This is a genomic window from Geodermatophilus sp. URMC 61, assembly GCF_052931555.1.
Window position 1 is genome coordinate 2,754,445 of the sequence record NZ_JBRFHZ010000002.1, and the last position, 25,336, is coordinate 2,779,780.

Sequence of the window (25,336 nt, forward strand, 5' to 3'; positions counted from 1 at the left end):
GGTCGTCAGACCGCCGTCGGAACGCGGTCGGTCGGGCGACGGCGGGCACCGAGGACGGTCCGGGCCAGGCGCATCGGGCCGGTGTCCCAGGGGCGCAGCGTCTCCACCGCGGACGGCGCCGGCGCCTCGGCCGCCGCAGCGGCCCGCTCCGCCGCGCGGGCAGCGGCCGCCCGCTCGGCCGCCGCAGCTGCCTCCGCGGCCTCCCGCCGGGCGACGATCGCGGCCTTCTGCCGGTCGATCCGCTCCTTCTCGGCCATCACCAGCATCTCCTCGCGCGCCGCCGCCACGCTCAGCCGCGACTCCTTCTGCAATTCCTCGATCTCCACGTCACCGGAGTCGCGCAGCGCCGCGAGCTTGTCGTAGGCCGACGGCGGGCCGAAGTTCAGCAGCAGCTTCATCAGCACCGGCAGGATCTCGATGCTCATGAACAGCAGCGACAGCATCAGCTGCGCCGCGGCCAGCGTCGCGTTGCGGTCACCCAGCCGGTCGAGCGCCTCCAGCCGCGCCAGGATCCCGTCGGCGTCCTCGTTGGTCGCGTCGAACGCCGTCTGCAGCCGGGTCTGCTCCGCGGTCAGCCGCTCCAGCTCGGCCCGGTCGGTCTCCAGCGACGCCGACGCCAGCTCCGCAGCGCGCCCCTCCGCCGCCGTGGCAGCCGCGGTGGCCGCGTCGAGCGCGGACCGCGCCGAGGCCACCACCGCGGCCTGCGCGTCCGCCGCCGCCCGCGCCTCGACGTACGCCTGCCCGGTCCCGGCGTCCCCGGTGCCGCAGGTGCCGTCCAGCTCGCACTGCGCCTTCGCCTCGAGCTCCTGCTGGGTCGCCAGCGCCGCGTCGTACGCCTGCCGGGCCGCCGTCGCGTCGCCGTGCACGGCCGCCAGCTGCGGGTCCGCGACACCGCCGGAGGCCACGATCGACTCCTGCAGCGCCACCTCCTCGCGCAGCTGCGCCAGCCCGGCGAAGCGGGCGTCGGTCTCCAGCGACTCCCGGTAGGCGTCGGCGGCCTCGGCCTGCATCGCCTTGACCTCGGTGTCGATCTCCGAGGAGAACACCTGCAGCGTCAGCGGGGTCGCGATCACCGCGCCCAGGATCAGCGCCAGCCCCACCCGCGGGACGGCGAGCACCAGGTTCCGCTTCAGCGAGGCGTCGTGCGCCATCCCGACCAGCAGCATCCGGTCGAGGTTGACCACGACCGCGCCCCAGCCCAGGCCGACCAGCAGCGCCAGCGGCCACCACACACCCAGCGCCATCGCCACGGCGAACGCCATGGAGACGACGGCCAGCCCACCGGTGCTGAGCAGCACGCCGCCGAGCGCCACGAACCGCGGCCGCGCACCGGGCGCCACCTCCAGCACGTCGGGGCGGGCGCCGCCGAGCACCGCCAGGCCGTCCCCGAGTCGTCCCTGCCATGCCGCCATACCGAGCCACTCCCGCGACGACGGGGGTAGAGATCGGTCCGTCGTCTCCCCCGGCTCATCGGCACTCGTCCGGCGCGGCCGGACGAGCCAGTCACACGCGCCCCAGGAGGCGTCAGGGGTGCGTGTCCGAGTTGCCGCGCCCACGGCCTCGGCGGACGCTCGACCTCCGCCCGACCCCGGAGCCGTCATGCCCCGCGTCCGCCGCACCGCCGCGGTCACCTCCGTCGCCGTGGCCGCCGTCCTGACGGCCGCGGCCTGCACGAGTGACGGGAACGCGGGCCCCGCCCCGCGCACCGGCGCCGACGGCGGCCCCGCCCTGCTCGGCACCGTCGACCTCGACGCGGCCGTCGGCGAGGACGCCCAGCTGCTCGACCTCGCCGCCACCCCCGGCGGCGACCCGGTCGCGCTGCTCGGGGACGGCGGCACGCGTGCGTGGCTGGTCGCGGTCGGCTCCGGCGAGGACGGACCGACGGCGACCACGCTGCTCGAGCTGCCCGCGGTCGGGGACGACGCCGGGCTCACCGTCCTGGCCGACGGCTCGTTCCTCGTCGCCAACACCAGCCCGACCACCGGGTACCAGCTGCTGACCGTCCCGCCCGACGGTCGGGCCACCGTCACCGCCCTCGGCCTGCGCCCGGAGCGGGCGGCCACCGCCCTCTCCTCCGACGGGCGCACGCTGCACGTCGCGCTCACCCTCCCCGACGCCGGTCCCGCGCAGCTGATCGCCGTCGACCTCTTCTCGGGCGTCGTCTCCCGCACCGCCCCCGTCGTCCCCGAGGGCACGGTCACCGCGCTCGCGACCCGCCCGGACGGCGGTCTGGCCGCACTCGTCGACAGCGGGGGGCGGGCCCTGCTGGCGACCTACGGCGCCGACCTGCGGCCGGTGGGCGGACCGGTCGACCTCGCGCCCGACGCCCCGGTCGGCGTCCCGGCCGGCCTCGACGTGACCGCCGACGGCACGGTGGTCGCCACCGTCCACGTGAGCGACGGCCGCCGGCTCGGCCGGCTGGTCACCGTCGTGGACGGCGCGGTCGCGACCTCGGTCGAGCTGGACGGCGTGGGTGACTCGGCCCTCGACGTCGTCCTCTCCCCGGACGGCGGTTCGGCGTGGGTGCCGCAGGCCGACCTCTCCTACCCCGCCGAGCTGATCGCCGTCGATCTGGCCGCCGGGCAGCGGGTGTCGGCGGTGTCGCTGTGCGCGGGTGCGGGTGTGCTGGGCGACGTCGCACCGCTCGACGGGGACGCCGGACTCGTGGTCACCGGCTCGTGCGTCGACGGCGACGGCCCGCAGGCCACCGCCTTCCTGGTCGGCTGACGTGACCCCGTGTTGATCATGGGGTTGTCGCCCGCCTGCCCGGCGTGGCCGCGCGTGTCGGCGACGACAACCCCATGATCAACGGGAAGTGAGGGCGTGGCCTCCGCGCCGTCCGGGCGGCCGGCGCGCACCGCCAGGCGCGCGGCTCAGCCCTTCATCGAACGGACGACCAGCGCGGTGGCGCCGTAGGCCAGCGAGCTGGCGACCGCCCGCAGCGTGGTGGCCCGGCCGGCCTGCGCAGCCGCCGCCAGCGCGGTCAGCGCGTCGATCGCGTTCATGCCGGCCACCACGGCCAGCCCGCGGTCGACCTCCTCGTCGGTGCGCGCGGTCAGCGCCAGGACCGAGATCGCCAGCGCCCGGCTGCCGAACAGCCGCTGCAGCTGCAGCCCCGCCGGGGTGACCGGGACGCCGTAGGTCCCGGCGACCGCCCTCGGGGCGACAAGGCTGACCAGCCCGAAGGCCGCCCCCGTGGCGCCCAGCACCCTCGCCAGCTGCTGCTTCGACATCCCCGCGACCGTCGTCGCCATGGCGCACCCCCTGCGGACCGGCCCGAACGGCTCGGCTCACCGTCTGCCCGGAGTCAACCAGCAACGCCGTCCCCTCGCAGCCGACGCCGGTGGCTACCGTCGCGCCATGGCCGCCGACCCCGGTGCGGGTCCACACCCACCTCCCGACGTCGAGCTCGCCCACCGCCGCACCACCTGGGGCGTGATGCGCAGCCGCACGGTCGGCACGCCGCGCGAGGGCGTTCCCGAGGTGGTCGTCGTCCCCGGCCTGGCCGTGGCGGACTACCTCCAGCCGGCGCTGTGCGAGCTGGGCGCCTGGACCCGCGCCCACCTGGTCGAGCTGCCCGGCTTCTCCGGCAGCGGCGAGCCGCCGCACCCGCTGGACGTCGCCCAGTTCACCGACGCCGTGGTGCAGTGGCTCGACGGCAGCGGGCTCGACCGGGTGGTGCTCGCCGGGCACTCCAGCGGCACGCAGGTGGCGGCGCGGGTCGCGGTCCGCCGCCCCGGGGACGTGCGGGCGCTGGTCCTGGCCAGTCCCACCGTCGACCCGCGCTACCGCAGCCTGCGCCGGGTGCTGCTGGCCTGGCGCCGCAACCACGCGCTGGAGCCGCCGAGCCTCGACGCCCAGCACACCTCCGAGCGGCAGCGCGCCGGGCTGCGCCGGGTCCGGCACGCCCTCTCGGCCCACCTCGCCGACGCGCTGGAGGACGTCGTCCCGCAGGTGCGGGTGCCGGTGCTCGTGCTGTGGGGTGACCGGGACCGGCTGTGCACCGAGGAGTGGGCGCGCGAGCTCGCCGCCCTGGCCCCGGACGGCCGGTTCCGCGTCCTGCCCGGCGCGCACAGCTTCGTGTGGACGGCGCCGGACGCCTGGTCCGCCCCGATCGAGCGCCTGGCCCTCGAGCTGCCCTGACCGAGACCGTCGCCGCGGCCCTGAGCGGCCGTCGTCAGGACGTCGTTCCGGCCGGCGGGCGCCAGGCCGGGTCGCGGCCGGTGAGGCCGAGCAGCCGGTCCAGCGGCGGTGCGTCGTCGGGCACGGGCACCGGCGGGCCGAACAACCCCGGCGTCGGCCCCTGGGCGGCGGCCTGCGCGGCGAACTCCGTGCACGCCGCCACCGACGCCGGATCGGCCGTGTACGGCTGCCCGGTGGCGACGGCGAGGTCCCAGCCGTGCACCAGCACCTCGTCGAGCGCGACGGTGGCCGCGACCGGGGCGGGCATGACCACGCCGCCGGCCTCCGCGGTGCCCTCCCACGCCGACGGCTCCTGCCACGCGGCCACCAGCGCGTCGAGCTGCGCGGGGATGCGGGTGCGCCAGTCGGGCGGGAGGTCGTCGGGCGACGCAGACGCCTGCCGGGGCACCGGCGTCTTCAGCGCGGCCATGCGGAAGGCCGTGGTCAGGCCCACCACGTGCGCGAGCAGCCCGGCGACCGGGGTGCCGGCGCACGGGGTCGGGTCGCCGAGCTGGTCGTCGCGGATGCCGGTCACCACCCGGGCCACCTCGGCCGCCTGCGGAGCGAGGTCCAGCCGTGTCGTCCCCATGCGAGGGCAGACCGGCCGGTGGCACAGAACTCAGCGCTCTTCCCCGGTCCTCACGTTCCGCCGCCGTACCATGACGGTTCGCGTCCACCAGGGAGAACACCGCCCCATGCCGCACGGCTCACTGGATCGCTGGTCCGCCGTCCGCCGTCGCCGGACCCGTGGCACCACGACCGCCGACCGGCCCGCGGAGGACTGGTCCGGATACGACGACGGCTCCACCCCGGTCCCGCCGCGCTCCCCGTGGGACGACGCCGCGGACCGGTACGGGTACGACGGCTACGGCCCGCCGCCGGAGGAGCGCTCCGGACGCCGGGGGCGCCGCCGCGACCGAGAGGAACCGCGCCCGGCCGACGGACGGCGCGACCGCGACGACCACCCGGACCGGCCCCGTTCCCGCACGCGTCAGCAGCTCGCCCGGCGGGTGGCCAAGGTGCTCGCGGTCGGCTTCGTCGTCCAGGCGCTGGTGATGGTGTCGCTGCGTTGGGTCGACCCGCCGACGACGGCGTTCATGGCGGCCAACCCGAACGGCGCGATCCAGCAGTCGGTGCCGGTCGAGCACGTCTCGCGCAATTTCCTCGCCGCGGTCATCGCGCACGAGGACGCCAAGCTGCCCTACCGCGCCGGCGCCTTCACCTGGGACGAGATGCTCGCCCGCGCGCAGGCGCACCTCTCCGGTGGAGAGGACCCGTCGGGCTCGACCATCCCGCAGCAGGTCGCCAAGAACCTCTTCCTCAACCAGGAGATGAGCGCCTGGCGCAAGGCGGTCGAGGCCGGGCTGTCCGCGGAGCTGGCCCTGGCGGTCGACGACCGCCGGATGCTCGAGCTCTACGTCAACTACGCGCAGTTCGGGCCGTCGCTGTATGGGGTCTGCGCGGCCAGCTGGTACTACTTCGACCGCCCGCCGCAGGACCTCCCGGTGGACCAGGCCGTGCAGCTGGTCGGGCTGCTGCCCTCCCCCGGCCACGTGCAGCGCGCGCCCGGCGGCGGCCTGGACTTCGACGTCGCCGACGGCCAGGGCTGGCTCTCGCGCTCGCACGTGATCAACGCGCAGAAGCGGGTGCCGCGGCACATCGAGCGCCTGGGCTTCCAGCCGGTCGAGGACGCCGGCGTGACGGGCCTGGCCAGCGAGCAGGCGCCCTCCGGCGACGACTGCTCGACCCGGCCGCAGGTGGTGGCCGACCTGATCGCCACCGAGGGCACTGCCTGACGCGACCTCACCCCCTGCCCACAGTGCGAGGCGGGGGCTGACGCGGCTCAGCCCGTGCCCACACTGCGGGGCAGGGGCTGACGCAACTCAGCCCGTGCCCACAGTGCGGGGCAGGGGGTGAGGTTGCCGGAGGGACCTCCAGTGGCGGGCTCGGCGCTCGTCGTCAGAGCGGCCGGACGGCGGCGGTCACCGAGCGTGAGCCGCCCGCCCAGGTCGGTAGCAGTGCCATCTTCACGCCCGCCCCGCCGGTGACCACGACCCGGACGTCGTCCGCCGAGGCGGCCACCCGCAGGCCCCCGGCGGCGTAGGCCGGTACCCCCGCGCGGAACGCCAGCGCGGACGCCGACGCCTGCAGCAGCGCGTTGCCCGCCTCGAAGAGGAACCCGGCCATCCGGTCGGCGCCCCAGCCCTGCTCCCCCATCAGCGCGGCCAGCTCCGGCGGCAGCAGGAGGAACTGCTCGCCGTCCCGGAAGCGCCCCGGGTCCCCGCCTGCCATCGCCGCGCCCGCCATCGCCGCCGCAGCCGGCCCCAGCACGGACGGCGGCTCGCGGTACCCCTCGCCCGGCAGCACCTCGAGCAGCCCACCGACCCCGATCACCGTCACCGCGTCGACGTCCACCCCCAGCCCGCGCCGCTGGGCCAGCGAGGGCAGGGGGCGGGACGCCTCCGCCGTGCAGCAGGTGTACTTCGCCGGCGAGCCGATCGTGGCCATGTCGGTCAGGCCGGCCGTCGCCCCGCCGATCCCGGCCAGCGCCAGCGACACCGCCCGCCCGACGCCGGCGTTCACCCCGTTCCCGGTGCCCAGCCCGCCCGCGCCCGACGTCATCCCGATCCGGCGCGCGACCGGGCCGTGCACCAGCACGCCCACGGCCGGCGCGCCGGTCGTCGTCGCGATGCCCAGCAGGTTGAACCGCGGCTCCAGCGCCGCCCGCACCGCGGCCACCACGACCGGCAGCTCGGCCGGCCGGCACCCGGCCAGCACCGCGTACCAGGCGACCGCCCGCACGGTCAGCTCGCCGAACAGCGGCGGCACCTGCCCGAGGACGGCGTCCGGCTCGGCGACGCCGTCCACCATCGCCGCGAGCCGGGCGGCGGTCGGCGGCACCACCGGCAGCCCGTCGCCGTGGCCGGCGGCGAGCAGTTCGGCCGCCACCGCGACGGGGTCGCAGTCGGGCTCGACCAGCGGCCGGTCAGGCACGCGGCACGGCGCGCGACACCGCCGCCGTCGCCCCGAACGACGGGATCCACACCGAGTGCTTCCCCGCTCCCCCGGCCACGAGCACGTGCAGCATCTCCGGGCCGGTGCTCACCGTGTACGCGTTCCCGTCGGGCACCACGCCCCAGTCCTCGAACTGCCGCTGGTTGGCCTCCGACACCTTCGACACCGGGATCCGCGCCCGCTCCCACAGCGCGTCCCGCAGCGCCTCCGCCGTCCACCCGTCGCGGGCGAAGGTGGCCGCGTGCTCCGGACCGAGCACCAGGAAGTGCGGGCCCTTCACGTACACGTTGTTCGACCCCGGCTGGGCCATGGTCCCGGCGATGGTGAGCAGCAGGTCCTCGGCCGTCGTCCCACCGTGGTCGTTGACGTTGTGCGGCCCCTCGGTCGCCGCGACCGTCACCACCGACTCCCCCGGCGCGAACCCGCGGCGCACCGAGAACGGCGGGAACGGACTCTCCTCCTCGTTCTCGCCGAAGCAGAACGTGTACTTGGCCGGACCGCCCTGCGTCGCCCGGTCCATGACCCCCGGCCGTGCCCCGCCGACGTGCGTGGTGACCAGCTGCACCGCCCGGCCGATGACCGCGTTGGCCCGGGTGCCCTGGCCCAGGCAGTTGGTGCCGGAGTTGACGCCGAGCTCGCCGCGCACCGGGCCGTTCACGACCACCAAGGGCGCGCACGGGTGGGTCGTGGCCAGCACGCCGTGCAGGTTGTACTCGGGTGCCTGCAGCGCGCGGACGGCGGCGAGCACCACCGGCAGGTCCGCCGGCCGGCAGCCGGCCATCACCGCGTTGGCCGCGAAGCTCTCGCGGGTCGGCACCAGCCCGGACGGCGGCAGCGGCCCGAGCTCCAGGTCGATGCCGTCGAGCGCGGTGAGGGCCGCCGCCACCCGGGCCGCGGTCGGGGCCACCAGGGGCAGGCCGTCGCCCCAGCCGCGGCGGTACGCCTCCTCCTGCCAGCTCTCCTCGGTGACCCCGGGCAGGTCGAGCACCCCGGCGCTGCCGTGCCACACCGGTGGGCTCGCGAGCTCGCTCACGCGCTCCCCCTCGCCTCGTCGGCCATCCGCATCAGCTCGGCCGCCGCGCCCTCGATCCGCCCGGCCAGCTCGTCGGCGTTGAGCCCGCCCACCGGGTGCGGCACCACCAGGAGCCGCGGCTGCACGCGGCGCGCCTGGGCCTGCGCCTGCACCAGCGGCAGGAACGTCTCGGTCACCACCAGGGGTGCCACGACGCCGCGCCGCTCCAGTTCCACCGAGTCGTGGAGACTCCACGACGAGCACGAGCCCTAGTCGCCGACCGCCACCAGCACCATCTTGAAGCGCTGCGACAGCCAGTCGATCTGGTCCTTCCCGGCCGGGACCGAGGCGCTGTCCTTCGCCGCGAAGCCCAGGTCCGGCAGCTCCCAGTGCGCCTGCAGCCGCGCACCCAGCCCGCGCAGCAGCTCGGTCGCGTTCGGCTTGGAGTTGGTGAACAGCGCGACGTCGGTCCACGTCGCCGTGCTGGCGGCGGCCGCCACCGGCCCGGCGTCGTCCTCGGGCAGCACGCCGTACGTGGGGTCCACGATGCGCAGCGACCCGGTGTCCGCCGCCAGTGCCGCGACCGCGGCCTCACCGGCGGCCCGGCCGTCGGCCTCGGCGGCGGCCAGCGACTGCTCCGCCCCGGCGCGCGCGTCGCCGGCCACGAGTACGCCGTCCGCCGGGACCAGCCGGCCGTCCGCGTCGGCGGCCAGCCCCGCCACCAGGCCCACCGGACCGCGCCGCCCGACGAACGGGAACACCCCCGCGACCGCCAGCTCCCGCTCGCCGTCGGCCGTGCGGACGACGACCCCCGACAGCACGCCCTCGCCGCGCAGCGCGGTGACCGCCGCGCCGGTCACCACCTCGACCCGCTCCTCGGCCGCCAGCCGGGTCGCCCGCGCCGCCGACCACCGCGGCTCCCCCGGCACCAGCACGGTCACCGCCGACGCGGAGCCGGCCAGCTCGAGCGCCTCCTCCGCCGTCCACTCGTCGTCGCCCACCACGGCGACCGCGCGGCCGCGGAACAGCGGCCCGTCGCAGCCGGCGCAGGTGGAGACCCCGCGGCCGACGAGCGCCTCCTCCCCCGGCACGCCGAGGCGCCCCGCGGACAGCCCGGTCGCGACCACCACCGCGCCCGCGGTCACCTCGCCGTCACCGGTCTCCAGCCGGGCCGGCGTCCCGGGGTGCACCCGGCCGACCTCGGCGTACGCCAGACGGACCCCGGCGTCCTCGGCCGCGGCGGTCAGCGCCGCGGTCAGCTCGGGACCGGTTCCGCCGGGGTGGCCGTGCAGCGCGGTCAGGTTCACCAGCTGCCCGCCGGGGCTCATCCGCTCGTAGGCCACGACGCGCAGCCCCCGCTCGGCGGCGACCCGGGCGGCGACGAGGCCCGCCGGACCGGCGCCGACGACGGCGACGTCCCAGTCGGCACTCACGCCGCCAGCCCCTTCGCGATGCTCGGCCACAGCGCGTCGGCGCCCTCGGCGGCCAGCCGGCGGCCCAGCTCCCGGCTCCAGTACCGCTCGCCGCCGAACTCGTCGCGCCACGACCACAGCCGCCGGGTGAGCTGGCCGAGCTCGTACTCCTTGGTCATGCCGATCGCGCCGTGGGCCTGGTGGGCGGCCCGGGCCGCGACCGTCGCCGCCTCGCCGGCCGCTGCCTTGGCCGCGGCGACGTCGTCGAACGAGGGGTCCGGCCGGGCGTTCATCGCGGCGACCTGCGCCGCCAGCCCGGCCAGCTGGGCCTCCTCCGCGATCGTCACCAGGTGGGCCTGCACCGCCTGGAAGCGGGCCACCGGGCGGCCGAACTGCTGGCGCTCGCCGGTGTAGCGCACGCTCAGCTCGGTCACCCGGGCCAGCGCGCCGGCGATCTGCGCCGAGCGGGCCAGCGCCCCGCGCAGCCGCAGCGCCGCGCGGTCCACCCCGTCGGGCGCCGGCGCCACCGCGTCCTCGGGCAGCTCGACGTCGTCCCACACGAGGGTGTCGCGCGGCTCGGCGGCGAGGTTGCGGCCGGGCGTGACGCTCGCTGCGGCCGTGGGCGCCGAGACGACGACGCGCTGCCCGCCGCTCTCGGCGAAGGCGACCACCCGGGTGCTGCGCCCGCCCCACGGCACCCGGGACAGCCGCGCCGTGAGGCGCCGGCCGGTGAGCCGGACGGTGTCCTCGGGCCGGCCGACCGCCACCGACAGCGGGCCCTCGGGCAGCTCGAGCCCGGCCGCGGCCAGCGCCCAGCCGGCGAGCAGCCCGGTCTCGGCCAGCGGCACCGGAGCGGCGAACCGGCCGGCGACGGTCAGCAGCGCGCAGGCGTCGGCGACGTCCCCGCCGGAGCCGCCGGCCTCCTCGGGCACCGACACCGCAGGGAACCCGGACTCGCTCAGCGCGCCCCAGAGCCGCTCGCTCCAGCCGGTCGCCTCCGCGGCGACGACGTCCTCGGGGGTGCACCGGTCGCCGAACAGGCCGGTCGCGACCTCGGTGAGCATCGTGCGGTCGTCACTCATGCGGCCAGTCCCTTCGCGGCGACGGAGCGGAGGATCTCGGTGGTGCCGCCGCGCAGCGTGTACGACGGCGAGGTCAGCACCGCCTCGGCGAGCAGCGACCGGAACAGCGAGCCGGAGCCCTGGTCGAGCTCGGTCTCGGCGGCGTCCCGCAGGGCCTCGACGAGGTCCTGCTCGAAGCGGGTGCCGACCTCCTTGACCAGCGCGGCCTCGACCGCCGGCGCCGCCCCGCCGTCCAGCGCGCGGGCGACCGACAGCGACAGGTGCCGGACGGCCCGGAAGCGGGCGGCCAGCCGGCCGAGGACGACGGCCTCGTCGTCGGTGACGCCGGGGCGCTCGCGCAGCCACTCGCGCAGCACCGGGAAGGTCGACAGCCAGCGGTCGGGGCCGCTGCGCTCGTAGGCCAGCTCGCTGGTCACCTGCTGCCAGCCGCTGCCGAGCTCGCCGAGCACCATGTCGTCGGGGACGAACACCTCCTCCAGCGCCACCTCGTTGAAGTGGTGGCTGCCGTCGAGGTACGGGATCGGCGAGATGCGCACGCCGGGCGCGGACAGGTCGACGATCAGCTGGGACAGGCCGGCGTGCTTGCGGCCCTCCTCCATCGGGGAGGTGCGGCAGAGGACGGCGAAGAAGTGGTTGCGGTGGGCCTCGCTGGTCCACACCTTGGTGCCGGTGACCGTCCAGCCGCCCTCGACCCGGGTGGCGCGGGTGCGCACCGAGGCGAGGTCGGACCCGGAGTCGGGCTCGCTCATGCCGAGGGAGAAGTAGACCTCCCCCGCCGCGATGCCGGGCAGGAACCGCCGGCGCTGCTCCTCGGTGCCGAAGTGCAGCAGCGCCGGCGCGGTCTGCCGGTCGGCGACGAAGTGCGCGCCGATCGGTGCGCCCGCGGCGAGCAGCTCCTCGGCGACGATGAACCGGTCGACCGCGCTGCGGCCGTGCCCGCCGTACTCGGGCGGGATGGCCATGCCGACCCAGCCGCGCTTGGCCAGCGCGCGGGAGAACTCCGGGTCGTGCCGGCCGGCGAAGCCGAGCGCGGGCCTCTGGTCCGTCGGCAGCTCGGCGGCGAGGAACGCGCGCACCTCGGCGCGCAGCGCCTCCTCGGCGGGGGTGAGCACGGTCGGGGCGAACTGCACGGCATCCCTCCTGGGGTGGGCCCCGCCGGGCCGGGTCACGTCGCCGACCCGGCGGGGGTCGGGTCAGGCGGTCTCGCGCCGCCGCTGGGACCACATCTGGGTGGCCCGCTCGAAGTGCAGGGCGGCCTCCCAGCCGATCCCGGGCGGGCCGGACTCGGTGCGGAAGGAGCGGGCCGCCTCCCGGGCCAGCTCCGGGTCCTTCGCCGCGCGGCCGGCGAGCTCGAGGGCGAGGTCCTCGACCTGGTCGTCGGGCACCGCCTTCCAGGCCAGCCCGATCTCCGCGGCGCGCACGCCGTCGATCTCCTCGCTGAACAGACCCATCGCGGCGGTGGCCTCGCGTCCCGCCGTCCGGGAGCTGATCGTGAAGTAGCCGCCGCCGGGGTGCAGGCCGATGCGCAGGAAGCCGGCCAGCAGTCGGGCGTCCTCCGCGACGATGCGCAGGTCGGTGGAGAGCGCCAGGTTGATGCCCGCGCCGACCGCGGCGCCGCGGACGGCGGCGATCGTCGGCACCTGCAGCGTGCCCACGCGGCGGAAGGCGGTGTAGACCGCGCCGAGCTCCTTGTACGTCTTGTCCTCGGCCTGGTCGCTGCCCGGCGTCCAGCGCCGGCGGTCGGCGCCGGAGCAGAACGTGCCGCCGGCCCCGCGGACGACGGCCGCGCCGATCGCCGGGTCGGCGTCCACCTCGTCGCACAGCTCCGACAGCTGCAGCCCCATCTCCGGGGTGAGCCCGTTCTTGACCTCGGGAGAGTCGACCGTGAACACGGCGACGCCGCCGTCCCGCTCCAACTGGATCTGTCCCACGGGGGGTGTCCTGCCTCTCTGGTGGGGTTGGTCTGCCGACCGAGCTTGCCTACTCGCCCACCGGCTCCCGCGAGCCGGTGGTCCGGACCAGGACGTCGACGGCGGTGGCGCCCCGCCCGCGCGGCGCGACGATGAGCGGGTTGACCTCGAACTCGGCCAGCCGGTCGCCCGCGGCCAGCGCCGCCTGTGACAGCCGGACGACGGCGTCGACCGCGGCCGGCACGTCGGCGGGCTCGGCGCCGCGGAAGCCGGCCAGCAGCGGCCAGGCGCGCAGGCCGCGCAGCATCGCCCACGCCTCCTCCGGCGTCACCGGCGCCAGCGCCGAGGCGAGGTCGCGGTAGAGCTCGGTGGTCACCCCGCCGAGGCCGACGGTCACCACCGGCGGGAAGCCGTCGCGTCCGGCGGTCACCGCGAGGATGAGCTCGGTGCCCGGCGGGACCAGCTCCTGCACCAGCACCCCCTCGACCTCGGGGACGTGGTGCCGCCGGGCGGCGTCGAGCAGCTCGGTGAAGACGCCCGCCGCCTCGTCGGGGCCGACGCCGACCCGCACGCCGCCGACCTCGCTCTTGTGCGCCAGGTCCGCGGCCGCCAGCTTGAGCACGCCCGGGCCGGGCAGCGCGGCGACGGCCTCACGCGCCGCCTCCGGCGTGGTCACCAGCGTGGAGGACGGCTGCGCGATCCCGATCGTCCGCAGCAGCGCGGCGCCGTCGACCACCGGGGCGGCGAGCAGCGCACGCACCTCCGCGGCCGGGACCTCGGGGACCGGCGGCAGCGGCGGCGGGGTGCCGCGGCGCACCGGCGGCGCCAGCCGCGCGGCGACCCGGGCCAGGTCGCCGACCGAGCCGAACACCGGGACGCCGGCCTCCCGGAACACGCAGCGCCCCTCGACGGTGAGCTCCTGCCCGGCGATCCAGCCGACCAGCAGCGGGCAGGGCAGCTTGGCGGCGGTGGCGACGAGGTCCTCGGCCAGCCGGGCGCCGGCGTCACCGACGACCATGGTCACGAGGACGGCGACGACGTCCACCGCGTCGTCCTCGGCGATGATCCGGCAGACGTCGCCGAAGGCGTGCGCGCCCCGGTTGAACAGCTGCGCGGTCACGTCGACCGGGTTGGCCAGCGCGCCGAAGGGCGGGATCAGCGGGCGCAGCCGCGCCTGGGTGGCGGCCGAGAGCTCGGGCAGCTGCAGGCCGACGTCCTCGCACTGGTCGGCGGCCAGGCTGCCGGCCCCTCCGGAGGTGGTGACGACGGCGACCCGCGTCCCCTCCGCCGGCTTCCCGGCGGCCAGCACCGCGGCGACGGCGAGCAGCTCGTCGATGTCGTCGACCAGCACCACGCCGTGCCGCCGCGAGGTGAGCACGAAGGCGACGTCGTCGCCGAGCATCGAGCCGGTGTGGCTGGCCACCGCCCGGCGCCCGGCGCTGGAGCGCCCCGAGCGCAGCACGACCAGGTGCTTGCCGGCCTCCTGCGCGCGGCGGGCCAGCTCGGCGTAGGCCGCGCCGTCGCCGGTGGCCTCCACGTAGAGCATGAGCACCCGCACCGTCGGGTCGGCCAGCAGGTGCAGCGAGACCTCGGTCAGGTCGAGGTCGACCTGGTTGCCGGTGCTGAACCACGCCGCCAGGCCCAGCCCCATGTCGGTGGCGAGGTCGAGCACCGAGCCGCCGACCGCACCGCTCTGCCCGACGTAGGCGACGCCGCTGCCGGAGGTCAGCGGCCGGTCGGCGGCGGCGGTGAAGGTGGCCACCACGCCGGTGGGCGCGTAGAGGAAGCCCTGGCAGTTCGGCCCGACGACGCGGACGCCGGTCTCCCGCGCCACCGCGGCCAACCGCTGCTGCAGCGCCACCCCCTCGGGGCCGACCTCGGCGAACCCGGAGGCGTAGACGACCGCCGCCCGCGCGCCGACCGCGGCGGCCTGCCGGACGGCGTCCTCGACCCGGTCGGCGGCGACGAGCACGAGCACCAGGTCGACCGGGCCCGGGACGTCGGCCAGCGTCGGGTAGCAGCGCCGCCCGACCAGCTCCTCGTAGTTAGGGTTGACCGGGTAGATGCCGCCCTCGTAGCCGTGCTCGACCAGATAGCGCAGCGGCCGGGACATCAGGTTCTCCGACCGCCCCGAGATGCCCAGCAGCGCGATCCCGCGCGGCCGCAGCAGCGCCTGCAGCCCGTCGTCGTGCGGCTGCGGCGTCGGCGCGGTCATCGGGCGTACGCCTCCTCGGGGGACGACAGGTGGTCTCAGGGCAGCTAAGTTGACGTCGACGTCAATGTCAACGACTGCTGCCGGAGGTGGCCGTGCCCGCTGCCGACCCGTCCCCCGGCGACGCCCGGACGACCGCGCCACCGGCCCTGCCGACCACCGAGCGCGGTCGCCGGATGCGCGCCCGGCTGCTCGCCGCGGCCCGCGAGGTCTTCGAGCGCGACGGCTTCCTCGAGGCCCGCGTCACCGACATCTCGGCCGCCGCCGGCGTCGCGCACGGCAGCTTCTACACCTACTTCGGCTCCAAGACCGCCGTCTTCCGGGCGCTGGTGACCGAGACGATGGACGACCTCTACGCCTCGATGGCCACCCGCGGCGAGGCCGGCCCGCCGGACGGCTCGCCCGCCGAGGTGGCGGTGCACCGCATCGACCAGGCCAACCGCCGGTTCGTCGCCATGTACCGGCAGAACACCGCGCTCATGGCGCTCTTCGAGCAGGTGACCACCTTCGACCCGGAGGTCCGCACGCAGCGGCGGGCGGCCCGGGAGCGCAACGTCGGCCGGGTCCGGCACAGCATCGAGCAGCTCCAGCGCGACGGCCTGGTCGCCGCCGACCTCGACGCCGAGTACGCCGCGCACGCGCTGGTGGCCATGGTCAACGGCGCGGTGCACTACTGGCTGGTCCTCGACGGCGACTTCGAGGAGGAGCGGCTCGTCGCCACGCTGACCCGGCTGTGGGCCCAAGCCCTCGGTCTGCCCGTGCGCAGCTGACCAGACTCCGCTGACCTGCTCCGCCGATCCTCGACCCCTGCCCACCATGCGGGGCAAGGGCTGAGCATGCCGGTGAGGAGGCCCCGCCTCCTTCTCCCCCTGCCCACCATGCGGGGCAAGGGCTGAGCATGCCGGTGAGGAGGCCCCGCCTCCTTCTCCCTCTGCCCACCGTGCGGGGCAAGGGCTGAGCATGCGGAGAGGACGGTCCGCCACCGACCGGGAGCCCGTCCTGACGCGGTGCCCAGAAGCCGGCGACGCGGGTGGGCGCGGACCGTGCTCAGGCCGCGCCCGCCGTCTCGGTGCCGAGCACCAGGTCCGTCACGTACTCGGCGATGGCCAGGCAGGAGGTCGCTCCCGGCGACGGTGCGTTCCGCAGCGCGACGACCGAGCCACGCCGGCTGATCCGGAAGTCGTCGACCAGACTCCCGTCCGGGTCCAGGGCCTGTGCCCGGATGCCCCGCGGCCCCGGGACCACGTCGGCCAGCCGCAGCTCCGGTACGTACCGCTGGGCGGCCGCCACGAAGGCGCGCGCGCTCAGCGAGCCCACCATCTCCCTGATCCCGGTGCGCCAGTGCTGCCGGGCGAACGTCCGGAACCCGGGGTAGGCGACCGTCGCGGCGAGATCCCGCGGCGAGACGTCGGTCCAGGAGTACCCCTCGCGAGCGAGTGCCATGACCGCGTTCGGCCCCACCATGACCGCCCCGTCGACCCGCGGCGTCAGGTGCACGCCCAGGAACGGGTAGCGCGGGTCGGGGACCGGGTAGACGAGCCCCCTCACCAGGTGCCGCCGCTCCGGACGCAGCAGGTAGTACTCGCCGCGGAAGGGGACGACACGCGGCTCGGCGACGTCACCGGCCAGCTCGGCGACGCGGTCGCTCTGCAGCCCGGCGCAGACCACCACGGTGTCGAACAGCTCCTCCACGAGCGCGCCGTCGGCACCCCGCCCGCTCACCCGGACCCCGCCGCCGCGCTCGGTGAACCCGGTGACCTCGAACCCGAGGCGGACCTCACCGCCGCGGTCGACCACGTCGGCAGCGAGGGCTCCGGTCACACCGGGGAAGTCCACGATCGCCGTCGTCGGCGAGTGCAGCCCGGCGATGCCGCGCACGTGCGGCTCGATCGCCCGCAGCTCGTCCCCGTCGATCCGCCGGACCCCCGGGACCCCGTTCGCGCGGGCCCGGTCCTCGATGTCGCCGAGCCGCGCCTCCTCCGCCGCGTCGAGGGCGACGAGCACCTTGCCGATCTCCTGGTAGGCGATCCGGCGCTCCGCGCAGAACTCCCGGAGCAGCCCCACCCCGCGTCGGCACAGTCGCGCCTTCAGGGAGCCGGGGGTGTAGTACAGCCCGGCGTGGACCACGCCGCTGTTCCGGCCGGTCTGGTGCCGGGCCAGGCCCTCCTCCTTCTCGAGGATGGTCACCCGCGCGGAGGGCTGCACGCTCACCAGCCGCCGGGCGACGGCGGCACCCACGATGCCCCCGCCGACCACCGCGATCCGCGGACCGGTCACCACCCGGCTCCCTCGCTCTCGTGCTGGCCGAGGGCCGGGGGCGCGACCGGGCTCACCGCGGGTGCGCCGTCGATGCGCAGCGCGGAGCCCGGGACCGACACGGGTCCCAGCGTCGGGTGGACGACCTCGTGGACCAGTCCGAGGTGGCGCACCTGTTCCCAGGCGTAGACCTCCGGCAGGGTCCGGATCCGCCCGGCGGGCACTCCGGCCGTCTCGAGCTCGGCCAGCATGTCGTCGGCCTTCCACCCGGAGAGCGCCTCGCCGATCTCGGCCTCCAGGGCGTGCACGTTGCGCACCCGGTCGTCGTTCCGGGCGATGTCGGGACGGTCGGGATCCAGGCCCACCACGACGGCGAACCGGCGCCACAGGCTCTCCGACCCGACCGCGACGACGATCGACGCGTCGGCACACGGGAAGACGCCGTAGGGCGCGATCGAGGGGTGCCGGTTGCCCGTACGGACCGGCGGGACCCCCGCTGCCAGCCAGCCCGAACCGTGGAAGGCGTGGACCCCCACGACGGCGGCCAGGAGCGAGGTCTCCACCGCCCGGCCGAGCCCGGTCGCCTCTCGCTCCTTGAGCGCGGCGGTGACCCCGAAGGCGCCGAACATGCCGGCCAGCAGGTCCGCGATGGGCAGGCCCACCCGCGTCGGCTCGCCCTCGGGCGCTCCGGTGAGGCTCATCAGTCCCGCCTCGGCCTGCACGATCTGGTCGAACCCGGCCCGGTGTCCGTCCGGCCCGCCGGAGCCGAACCCCGTGATGGAGAGGGTGACCAGCCGCGGGTTGGCCGCTCGCAGCGTCTCCAGACCCAGGCCCAGACGGTCCATCAGCCCCGGCCGGTAGTTCTCCACCAGGACGTCCGCGTCGGCGCACAGCTCACGCAGCCGCCGCGCGCCGTCCTCCGTCTTGAGGTCGAGCCGGACGGACCGCTTGCCGCGGTTGGCGGCCAGGAAGTACGCCGACTCGCGCTGCCCGTCCCGGTCGACGAACGGCAGCCACCCGCGGCTGTCGTCCCCCGCCGGCGGCTCGACCTTCAGCACGTCGGCGCCGGCGTCGGCGAGCATCATGGTCGCGTAGGGCCCGGCCAGGGCCCGGCTGAGGTCCACCACCCGGACACCGCTCAGTGGGCCGGTCATGACCGTCCTCCCATCATCTTCAGTCCCAGACTCATCAGCACGATCACCGAGGTGATCCGGAGGACGTGCACGGACAGGACCAGCGGCACGTTCACCTTCGCCTCGGCCGACAGCGCCCCCATCTGGGCGATCCCCCCGGGTGCGGTCGCCAGCAGCGCCGTGTGCACGTCGAGGTCGGTGAACCGCCACAGCCCCCACGCCAGTGCCAGGCCGAACAGCAGGAACAGCGCCACGCAGAGCAGCACGGCTCCGGCGTTGTCCTTCAGGACGGTCAGCGCGTCCTTGGTGACCGTCTGGCCGAGCAGCCAGCCGACCGCGACGTAGACGACCCAGCGGCCCGCGCCCGGGATCTCGAACGTCAGCTCGCTGGACAGCTTGACCACCGCGACGCCCACCATCGCGCCCAGCAGCGGTGCCGCCGGGAGCTTCAGCAGGGTGGCCAGTGCGGCGCCCGCGAGCGCCGCGACCAGGGTGGTCGCCACCGAGGCCCAGTTCACACCGTCGTCCGATCGCGCTCCGGCGACGCCTGGGCCTGCCGGCGCTGCTGCCCGATGGCGTCGAGCCGGGCCCGCACCACGCGCCGCACGTACGGGACCAGGAGGGGCACGAGGACCAGGAACGCCATCACGCCGATGAGCGCCACCGACGTCGGGCGCTCGAGGAAGATGCCCCAGCTGCCGTCGGAGATGAGCAGCGTCTGCCGCAGCGTCTCCTCGCCCATCGGACCGAGCACCAGGGCGATCACCAGCGCCGCCGGGGAGAACCCGTGGCGCCGCATGAAGAAGCCGAGGACGCCGCAGACCAGCATGATGCCGACCTCGATGACGCTGCCGTTGACCGTGTACGTCCCGACCACGCAGACCACCAGGATGATCGGCGCCAGGATCCGGAACGGCACTCGGGCGATGCTCGCGAACGCCGGGATGCAGAAGACGTTGACCAGCAGCAGCATCACGTTGCCGAGGTACATGCTGGCGATCAGGCCCCAGGCGAACTCGGGGTTCTGCTCCATCAGCAGCGGCCCCGGCTGCAGCCCCCACATCAGGAAGCCGCCGATGAGCACGGCGGTCGCGGCCGAGCCGGGGATGCCCAGGGTCAGCAGCGGCACCATCGCGCCGGCCGACGCCGCGTTGTTGGCCGCCTCGGGCCCGACCAGGCCGGGCATGGCACCCTTGCCGAACTTCTCCGGCGTCCGGGAGATCGACTTCTCCAGGTTGTAGGACATGAGCGACGCGACGGTGGCCCCGGCGCCGGGTGTCGTGCCGACGACGAAGCCGAGGAGCGAGCCCCGGAGCATGGGTCCGCGCGACTCCCTCCGGTCCTGCCTGGTCGGCCAGAACCCCTTGCCGCGGGCACTCACGCTGAAGTAGCCGAGCTTCTCGAGGTGGCCGCCCCGCCACAGGGTGTGCAGCACCTCGCCGACGCCGAACAGGCCGATGGCGACCGGGATGAAGTCGATCCCGTTGATCAGCTCCGTCGAGCCGAAGGTGTAGCGCTGCTGACCGCCGCCGATGTCGATGCCGACGGTTGCCAGGCCGAAGCCCAGCAGCGCCGACAGCGCGCCGAGCAGGCGGTTCTTGCCCACGATGACGATCAGGGTCAGCAGGCCCAGGATCACCACGAGGAACAGCTCGGGCGGGCCGAACGTCGCCGCCACGGCCGCCGTGACCGGTGCCGCGACGCTGATCAGGACGGCGCCGATGGTGCCGGCGACGAACGACGCGACGGCCGCCATGACGAGCGCGGGCCCCGCTCGGCCCTGCTTGGCCAGCGGGTAGCCGTCGAAGGTGCTGGCCACCGTCGCGGACTCACCCGGCGTGTTGATCAGGACCGAGGTGATCGTGCCGCCGTACATCGCGCCGTAGTAGACGGCGGCCAGCATGACCACCGCACCGGTCGGGTCCAGGGTGAAGGTGATCGGCAACAGGATGGCCAGGCCGGCCGACGGGCCGAGCCCCGGCATGACGCCGACCACCATGCCCATGAGCACGCCGGCCCCGAGCAGCAGCACGTTCTGCACGGTGAGGAGGGCCAGGAGGCCCTGGCCGAGATCGTTGAAGACGTCCACGACGGTGTGACTCCAGGTCAGAAGCGTGGGAGGAGGCCGGCAGGCAGCCCGGCGTTGAGCAGGGTCTGGAAGAGCAGGTAGACCAGCACCGGGATGGCGAGCGCGATCACGACGTTCACGAGCGGCTGCCGGCGGTTGAGCAGGAAGAGCGTCACCAGCAGGAAGAGGGCGCAGCTGACGATCATCCCCAGCGGGAGGAAGAAGACCAGCAGGAAGACCGCCGCGGCCGCCGTGAACAGCAGCAGCGGGATCGGGTGCCGGCCGAGGTCGGCGTCGCCGACCTCGTCCTCGCCGCAGTCGTCCTCGGCGTCCACGGCGCCGGGCCGCAGGCTCTGGACGAGGGCCCAGAGGAGGATCGCCAGCGACAGGACGCCGATGATCCGGGGGAAGAAGCCCGGACCGATGCGGCCCGCGGCCGTGCGCCACTCCAGCTCGAAGGCCATCTCGGTGTAGACGGCCAGGACGACCAGCAGGACCGCGAGGAAGAGGGACCTGCCGGTGGGGCGGCGCCAGCCGATCCGCCCCACCGGACGTGTCCCGCTCAGGGGAGCGGAGGTCACAGCGCCCCCTGCTCCTCGAGGATCTCCCGGAACTGGCCCTGGGTCTCGGTCAGGTACTCGGTGAAGTCCTCACCGCAGCGCAGGTCCTCGGTGAGGTAGTTCTCCTCCACGTAGCTCTGCCACTTCTCGGTCTCGACGACCTGCTGCATCGTCTCGATCCACCAGTCCTGCGCCTGGGCCGGTGCCTTCGGCGGCAGGATCATGCCGCGCGGCATCGAGGGGATGTTCTCGAAGCCGAGCTCCTCGGTGGTCGGGACGTCCGGCAGCGCCTCGAGCCGCTGGTCGGCGGTCGTGATCAGCGGCCGCACCTCGCCAGCCTCCACCTGGCCCAGGATCGAGCCGGGGTTGGAGATCATTGCGTCGACGGCACCGGAGAGCAGCGAGGTCTGCAGCTGGCCCTCCTCGTTGAAGGGCACGTACTCGACCTCGTAGCCGGCCTGCTCGGCGAGCATGGAGCTGACGATGAAGTCGACGTTCACGGTCCCGATCCCGCCGACGACGAGCCGCTCGCCCTCGGCGGCCGCGACCCAGTCCTCCCACGTCTGGATCGGGCTGCTGCCGGGGACCAGCAGGAGGGCGTCGTCGGTGGCGAAGAGGCAGACCGGCGTGAAGTCGGTCGGCTGCCAGCCGGTGTCGGCCTGCAGCGGGGTCGTGATGAACGACCCCGACGTGGTGGAGACGCCGTAGCCGGAGCCGGCCTGGCTGAACAGGTAGCCCCAGCCGGTGGCGCCGCTGCCGCCCTCGCGGTTCTGCACCTCGATGTTGCCGGGGTACAGCTCCTCCTGCTGGAGGATGTCCACGATTGTCCGCGCCATGATGTCGTTGCCGCCGCCCGGACCGAAGGCGATGGTCCAGTCGAGCGTCTCCGACGGGTAGTCCTCCGCCGAACCCCCGCCGCCACCGGCCTCCCCCGCGCCACACGCGGCGAGCGGGATGGTCAGGGCAGCCGCGGCGAGCGCGGTGATCTTCTTGATGCGCACTGCGATACCTCCAGCCGGCGACTCTGCCGGGATCAGGACCGTCGAGGGGTGGGCTGGCCCGAGTCCATTCGGTGCCAGGAGCCGACGGCGAACGCCGCCAACGTGTCGTGCTCGTCGAAGAGGCGTGACTCGAGGTGCACGAGCCGCCGTCCGGGCCGCAGGAGCCGGCCCTCGATGCGTCCCGTCCCGGCCAGCGGCCGGAAGAACCGGAACTGCATCTCGATCGTGACCGCCGTCGACAGGAACCGGTGGCACAGGTGGCCCATCGAGATGTCCATGGCGGTCGCGATGACCCCGCCGTGCACCGTGCCCTGCGGGTTGCACAGGTAGGGGGCGTACGGCAGGACGACCTGGCAGGTCTGGGCCTCGTCGTCGTAGCTGATGTGGAGGTCCAGGAACCGTGACAGGAAGAACGAACCGAACTGCGCGGTCGGGTCGGCCGCGGCGATCCGGGCCCGCTCGACGGGATCCGCCCCGGTGACCGGGACCCCGTCCCCGGTCACGACCACGTGAACCGCGGGGAACGCTTGGCGAGGAAGGAGCGGACGCCCTCCGCGTAGTCCTCGGTGTCGAACGAGGAGTTGCGGATGCGGACGGTCTCCTCGTCGTCCTGCAGCTGACCGGAGACGACGCGGCGCACCATCTCCTTGCCCATGCGGACGCTGAACTGCGCCCGCGTGGTGATCAGCTCGGCGAACTCGTAGGTGGCCTTCTCGAGCTCCTCCACCGGGTACAGCTCGTCGAACAGCCCCAGCTGGAAGGCCCGCTCGGCCTGGATCTGCTGGCCCGACACGAGGATCCACTTGGCCCGCGAGGGGCCGGCGAGGTCGACCACGCGCTTGGTGGACTCCAGGCTGTAGACGAGACCCAGCTTCGCCGGCGTGATCGCGAAGCGGGCACGCTCGTCGGCGAACCGGATGTCGCAGGACAGCGCCAGGCCCGCACCGCCGCCGATGCAGTAGCCGTGGATCATCGCGATCGTCGGCTTGGTCAGGCCCTCGATCGCCCGCTCGGCCGCGGCGACGTGCTCGTTGTAGTTGCGGGCCGCCTCGGCGTTGCCCCGCTCCCGCTCGAACTCGCTGATGTCGGCGCCCGAGGCGAAGGCCTTCTGGCCGGCCCCGCGGAAGACGACGACCTTGACGCCCTTGTCGGCGTCGAGGTCCGCCACCAGGCCGGGCAGGTCGCGGTACATGTCGATGCTGATCGCGTTGTGCGCCGCGGGCTTGTTCAGCACCACGGTGGCGATCGCGCCCTGGCGTTCGACGAGGAGGTGGTCGGACACGGTCAGCGCTCCTGCAGGTCGGGGTGGGCGTCGAACAGGACGCCCTCGGTGAACAGTTCCTTGATCTCGCCCTCGTCGACGCCGGCCTCCTGCAGGACGCTGGCGGTGTGCTGGCCGAGCCAGGGAGCCGGGCCGCGGACGCTGAAGTCCAGGCCGGAGAACTTGGCGGGGGGCCCGATCGTCTTCATCGGCCCGATGACCGGGTGCTCGAGTTCGACCACCATGTCGCGGGAGAGGACGTGCTCGTCGCGCAGCGCCTCGTCGTAGGTCAGCACCGGCCCCCCGACGACGCCGGCACGGTCGAGCCGCTCGATCCACTCCTCGGTCGTGGCCGTGGTGGTGATGGCCTCGATCTCGCGCTCGAGCTCGTCGATGTTCGCCATGCGGTCGGGCAGCGTGGCGAACCGCGGGTCCTCGGCCCACTCGGGCTTCTGCAGGACGTCGTTAAGGAGGCGCAGCCAGAGCCGGTCGTTGTTGGCGCCGATGACCACGTAGCCGTCGGCGGTGCGGTAGGCCTGGTACGGCGTCGAGCGCCGGTGCCGCGTACCGGTCGCCTGCGGGACCTCGCCGTCGGCGAAGAACGCGCCGGACTCCCACACGGTCCACGCCAGCCCCGCGTCGACCAGTGAGATGTCGATGTACTGGCCCTCACCCGTGGCCCGGCGGTTCATCTCCGCGGCCAGGATCGAGTAGACGGCGGTGACGCCGGCCGCGATGTCGTTGATGGCGATGCCGACCTTGACCGGCTTGCCACCCGGCTCGCCGGTCATCCGCATGAAGCCGACGACGCCCTGGGCCATGATGTCGAAGCCCGGACGGTCGCGGTACGGGCCGGTCTGACCGAAGCCGCTGATCGAGCAGTACAGGATGTCCGGCTTGACGGCCTTCAGCGACTCGTGGTCGATGCCCAGCCGCTTGACCACGCCCGGGCGGAAGTTCTCGATGACGAGGTCCGCGGTCTTGACCAGCTCGAGGAACAGCTCCCGGCCGCGCTCGGTCTTCAGGTCGAGCGAGACGCTGCGCTTGCTGCGGTTCGGCATGGCGAACGGGTAGCTCTCACCGTTCACCTTCGGGGCCATGCGACGGGAGTCGTCGCCGGTCACAGGCTGCTCGATCTTGATGACGTCCGCGCCGAACTCGGCCAGCACCATCGTGCAGTAGGGGCCGGAGAGGAAGCGGGTCAGGTCCAGCACCCGGAATCCGTCGAGGGGAAGCATGTGTTCCTTTCCCGCATTATGGGATAGAGTTCCGTTTAGTGGGATGACCGTAGAGTGATCGACGCCATAGCGTCAAGACACCCGTCATGCTGGTTTCGCCACGGCCGGAGCGGCCCAGCCCGGGGAGCAGAGCGGAGAGCGACGTGACAGACCAGGGCAACGGAGCCGCACGCGGCGGCGTGCAGTCGATCGACCGTGCGGTGGCGATCCTGCGCTGCTTCGACGCACGGCACCCGACGCTGGGCATCTCGGAGATCGCCCGTGCCACCGGCCTGTCGACCACGACCACGCACCGGCTGTTGGCGGCCATGCAGGCCAACCGCCTCGTCCGGCAGACCAGCGACCGGCGCTACGGGCTCGGGCCGCTGATGGTCCAGCTCGCACGCAGCGGCGCGCTCCCGACGACCCTGCGGGACGCCGCCCTGCCGGTGATGACCGCGCTACGCGACGAGGTCGACGAGACGGTCGCCCTGCACGAGCTGCTGCCCTCGGGGGAGCGGGTCGTCGTCGACCAGGTGGAGAGCCACCAGGAGCTGCGCCGCACCTACACCGACATCGGGGTCCCCATCCCGCTGCCGCACGGGGCGCCGGGCAAGGCGATCCTCTCCATGCTCCCGCTCGACCGTCAGGAGCGGTGGCTGTCCCGCCCGATCCAGGCGGTCACCCCGCACACCGTCACCGACCCGGAGGCGCTCCGGGCCGAGCTCGCCGAGGCGCGGGCACGCGGGTGGGCGGGCTCGAACGCCGAGCGCACCTCGGGGATCAGGGCGGTGGCCGCACCGATCTTCGACCACACGGGCAGCGTCGTCGGCGCACTGGGCCTGTCGGTGCCGGCCGTCCGCATGGACGACGTCCGGGCCGAGCAGCTGGGTGCGCGCGTCCGCGACTGCGCCTGGCAGGTCTCGGAGGTCATGGGGGCCACGACCGTCGCCGTCCGGACCGCGGTGGAGCGCGCCGAGGGGAGGGTGACGACTCGGTGAACCCGTGGGGGCCC

The 25,336-nt window shown here is 74.8% G+C and carries 23 protein-coding genes and 1 pseudogene; 5 read left to right on the forward strand and 19 right to left on the reverse strand.

The features are described 5' to 3' along the window. Nucleotides 1-5: 5 nt before the first annotated feature. On the reverse strand, nt 6-1,412 hold the full coding sequence (locus ACU610_RS12800; protein WP_446768089.1) for a DUF4407 domain-containing protein: 1,407 nt from the start codon (nt 1,410-1,412) through the stop codon (nt 6-8). 187 nt (nt 1,413-1,599) lie between these two features. Here ACU610_RS12800 and ACU610_RS12805 point away from each other — a divergent pair, with 187 nt between their 5' ends. Beyond that, nucleotides 1,600-2,727 (forward strand): hypothetical protein, encoded by a 1,128-nt coding sequence (locus ACU610_RS12805; protein WP_446768090.1) that lies wholly within the window; start codon nt 1,600-1,602, stop codon nt 2,725-2,727. Between the two features lie 146 nt (nt 2,728-2,873). Here ACU610_RS12805 and ACU610_RS12810 read toward each other — a convergent pair whose 3' ends face one another. Beyond that, a complete protein-coding gene (locus ACU610_RS12810) occupies nt 2,874-3,233 on the reverse strand; it encodes a hypothetical protein (protein ID WP_446768091.1) in 360 nt (119 codons plus the stop codon). Nucleotides 3,234-3,360: 127 nt separating this feature from the next. Between ACU610_RS12810 and ACU610_RS12815 the strand changes: the two genes are divergently transcribed. Next, a complete protein-coding gene (locus ACU610_RS12815) occupies nt 3,361-4,143 on the forward strand; it encodes an alpha/beta fold hydrolase (RefSeq protein WP_446768092.1) in 783 nt (260 codons plus the stop codon). Between the two features lie 34 nt (nt 4,144-4,177). Here ACU610_RS12815 and ACU610_RS12820 read toward each other — a convergent pair whose 3' ends face one another. Beyond that, nucleotides 4,178-4,771, reverse strand: a complete 594-nt coding sequence (locus tag ACU610_RS12820) for a TIGR03086 family metal-binding protein (RefSeq protein WP_446768093.1) — start codon at nt 4,769-4,771, stop codon at nt 4,178-4,180. A 106-nt stretch (nt 4,772-4,877) separates the two neighbouring features. Here ACU610_RS12820 and ACU610_RS12825 point away from each other — a divergent pair, with 106 nt between their 5' ends. Beyond that, nucleotides 4,878-5,978 (forward strand): transglycosylase domain-containing protein, encoded by a 1,101-nt coding sequence (locus ACU610_RS12825; protein ID WP_446768094.1) that lies wholly within the window; start codon nt 4,878-4,880, stop codon nt 5,976-5,978. 163 nt (nt 5,979-6,141) lie between these two features. On the opposite strand, the gene ACU610_RS12830 is transcribed toward ACU610_RS12825, so the two are convergent. The 7 genes and pseudogenes from ACU610_RS12830 to ACU610_RS12860 all read right to left on the reverse strand — a co-directional run bounded on the left by ACU610_RS12830 (nt 6,142) and on the right by ACU610_RS12860 (nt 14,828). Continuing rightward, entirely contained in the window at nt 6,142-7,176 is a 1,035-nt protein-coding gene (locus tag ACU610_RS12830; protein WP_446768095.1) for a hypothetical protein, read from the reverse strand. Next, nucleotides 7,169-8,230 carry a hypothetical protein gene (locus ACU610_RS12835; RefSeq protein WP_446768096.1) on the reverse strand — a complete coding sequence of 354 codons (1,062 nt, stop codon included), beginning with the start codon at nt 8,228-8,230 and terminating at the stop codon, nt 7,169-7,171. The genes ACU610_RS12830 and ACU610_RS12835 overlap by 8 nt, the downstream gene beginning before the upstream one ends. Continuing rightward, a pseudogene (locus ACU610_RS12840) lies at nt 8,227-9,753 on the reverse strand (UGSC family (seleno)protein). The gene ACU610_RS12835 and the pseudogene ACU610_RS12840 overlap by 4 nt, the downstream one beginning before the upstream one ends. Then, nucleotides 9,639-10,703, reverse strand: coding sequence for an acyl-CoA dehydrogenase family protein (locus ACU610_RS12845; protein ID WP_446768097.1), 1,065 nt, complete (start codon nt 10,701-10,703; stop codon nt 9,639-9,641). Before ACU610_RS12845 ends, ACU610_RS12840 begins: the two are co-directional and overlap by 115 nt. Next, nucleotides 10,700-11,833 carry an acyl-CoA dehydrogenase family protein gene (locus tag ACU610_RS12850; RefSeq protein ID WP_446768098.1) on the reverse strand — a complete coding sequence of 378 codons (1,134 nt, stop codon included), beginning with the start codon at nt 11,831-11,833 and terminating at the stop codon, nt 10,700-10,702. The genes ACU610_RS12845 and ACU610_RS12850 overlap by 4 nt, the downstream gene beginning before the upstream one ends. A gap of 63 nt (nt 11,834-11,896) precedes the next feature. Continuing rightward, nucleotides 11,897-12,634 carry an enoyl-CoA hydratase/isomerase family protein gene (locus tag ACU610_RS12855; protein ID WP_446768099.1) on the reverse strand — a complete coding sequence of 246 codons (738 nt, stop codon included), beginning with the start codon at nt 12,632-12,634 and terminating at the stop codon, nt 11,897-11,899. Nucleotides 12,635-12,683: 49 nt separating this feature from the next. Further along, nucleotides 12,684-14,828, reverse strand: coding sequence for an acetate--CoA ligase family protein (locus ACU610_RS12860; RefSeq protein WP_446768100.1), 2,145 nt, complete (start codon nt 14,826-14,828; stop codon nt 12,684-12,686). Nucleotides 14,829-14,920: 92 nt separating this feature from the next. On the opposite strand from ACU610_RS12860, the gene ACU610_RS12865 reads away from it, so the two are divergent. Then, the gene (locus ACU610_RS12865) at nt 14,921-15,595 is read left to right on the forward strand and encodes a TetR/AcrR family transcriptional regulator (protein WP_446768101.1); all 675 of its coding nucleotides are present in this window, start codon (nt 14,921-14,923) and stop codon (nt 15,593-15,595) included. A 277-nt stretch (nt 15,596-15,872) separates the two neighbouring features. Here the strand turns inward: ACU610_RS12865 and lhgO are convergent, their stop codons facing one another. Genes lhgO through ACU610_RS12910 form a run of 9 tightly spaced genes read right to left on the reverse strand, consistent with a single transcriptional unit; the run spans nt 15,873 to nt 24,342 of the window. Further along, nucleotides 15,873-17,102: an L-2-hydroxyglutarate oxidase gene (lhgO, locus tag ACU610_RS12870; protein ID WP_446768102.1), complete on the reverse strand. Its 1,230-nt coding sequence runs from the start codon at nt 17,100-17,102 to the stop codon at nt 15,873-15,875. Further along, nucleotides 17,099-18,235, reverse strand: coding sequence for a CaiB/BaiF CoA transferase family protein (locus ACU610_RS12875; RefSeq protein ID WP_446768103.1), 1,137 nt, complete (start codon nt 18,233-18,235; stop codon nt 17,099-17,101). The genes lhgO and ACU610_RS12875 overlap by 4 nt, the downstream gene beginning before the upstream one ends. Then, the gene (locus tag ACU610_RS12880) at nt 18,232-18,717 is read right to left on the reverse strand and encodes an AbrB family transcriptional regulator (RefSeq protein ID WP_446768104.1); all 486 of its coding nucleotides are present in this window, start codon (nt 18,715-18,717) and stop codon (nt 18,232-18,234) included. The genes ACU610_RS12875 and ACU610_RS12880 overlap by 4 nt, the downstream gene beginning before the upstream one ends. Before the next feature lie 11 nt (nt 18,718-18,728). After that, nucleotides 18,729-20,303, reverse strand: coding sequence for a tripartite tricarboxylate transporter permease (locus ACU610_RS12885; RefSeq protein ID WP_446768105.1), 1,575 nt, complete (start codon nt 20,301-20,303; stop codon nt 18,729-18,731). Nucleotides 20,304-20,320: 17 nt separating this feature from the next. Then, nucleotides 20,321-20,863 (reverse strand): tripartite tricarboxylate transporter TctB family protein, encoded by a 543-nt coding sequence (locus ACU610_RS12890; RefSeq protein WP_446768106.1) that lies wholly within the window; start codon nt 20,861-20,863, stop codon nt 20,321-20,323. Next, complete coding sequence (locus tag ACU610_RS12895; protein ID WP_446768107.1) at nt 20,860-21,843, reverse strand: Bug family tripartite tricarboxylate transporter substrate binding protein; 984 nt, start codon at nt 21,841-21,843, stop codon at nt 20,860-20,862. The genes ACU610_RS12890 and ACU610_RS12895 overlap by 4 nt, the downstream gene beginning before the upstream one ends. A 32-nt stretch (nt 21,844-21,875) precedes the next feature. Continuing rightward, nucleotides 21,876-22,346 (reverse strand): PaaI family thioesterase, encoded by a 471-nt coding sequence (locus ACU610_RS12900; protein ID WP_446768108.1) that lies wholly within the window; start codon nt 22,344-22,346, stop codon nt 21,876-21,878. Beyond that, nucleotides 22,343-23,125, reverse strand: a complete 783-nt coding sequence (locus tag ACU610_RS12905; protein ID WP_446768109.1) for an enoyl-CoA hydratase-related protein — start codon at nt 23,123-23,125, stop codon at nt 22,343-22,345. The genes ACU610_RS12900 and ACU610_RS12905 overlap by 4 nt, the downstream gene beginning before the upstream one ends. A gap of 2 nt (nt 23,126-23,127) precedes the next feature. Further along, complete coding sequence (locus tag ACU610_RS12910) at nt 23,128-24,342, reverse strand: CaiB/BaiF CoA transferase family protein (protein WP_446768110.1); 1,215 nt, start codon at nt 24,340-24,342, stop codon at nt 23,128-23,130. A 143-nt stretch (nt 24,343-24,485) separates the two neighbouring features. Between ACU610_RS12910 and ACU610_RS12915 the strand changes: the two genes are divergently transcribed. Then, a complete protein-coding gene (locus ACU610_RS12915; protein ID WP_446768111.1) occupies nt 24,486-25,322 on the forward strand; it encodes an IclR family transcriptional regulator in 837 nt (278 codons plus the stop codon). Nucleotides 25,323-25,336 lie beyond the last annotated feature (14 nt).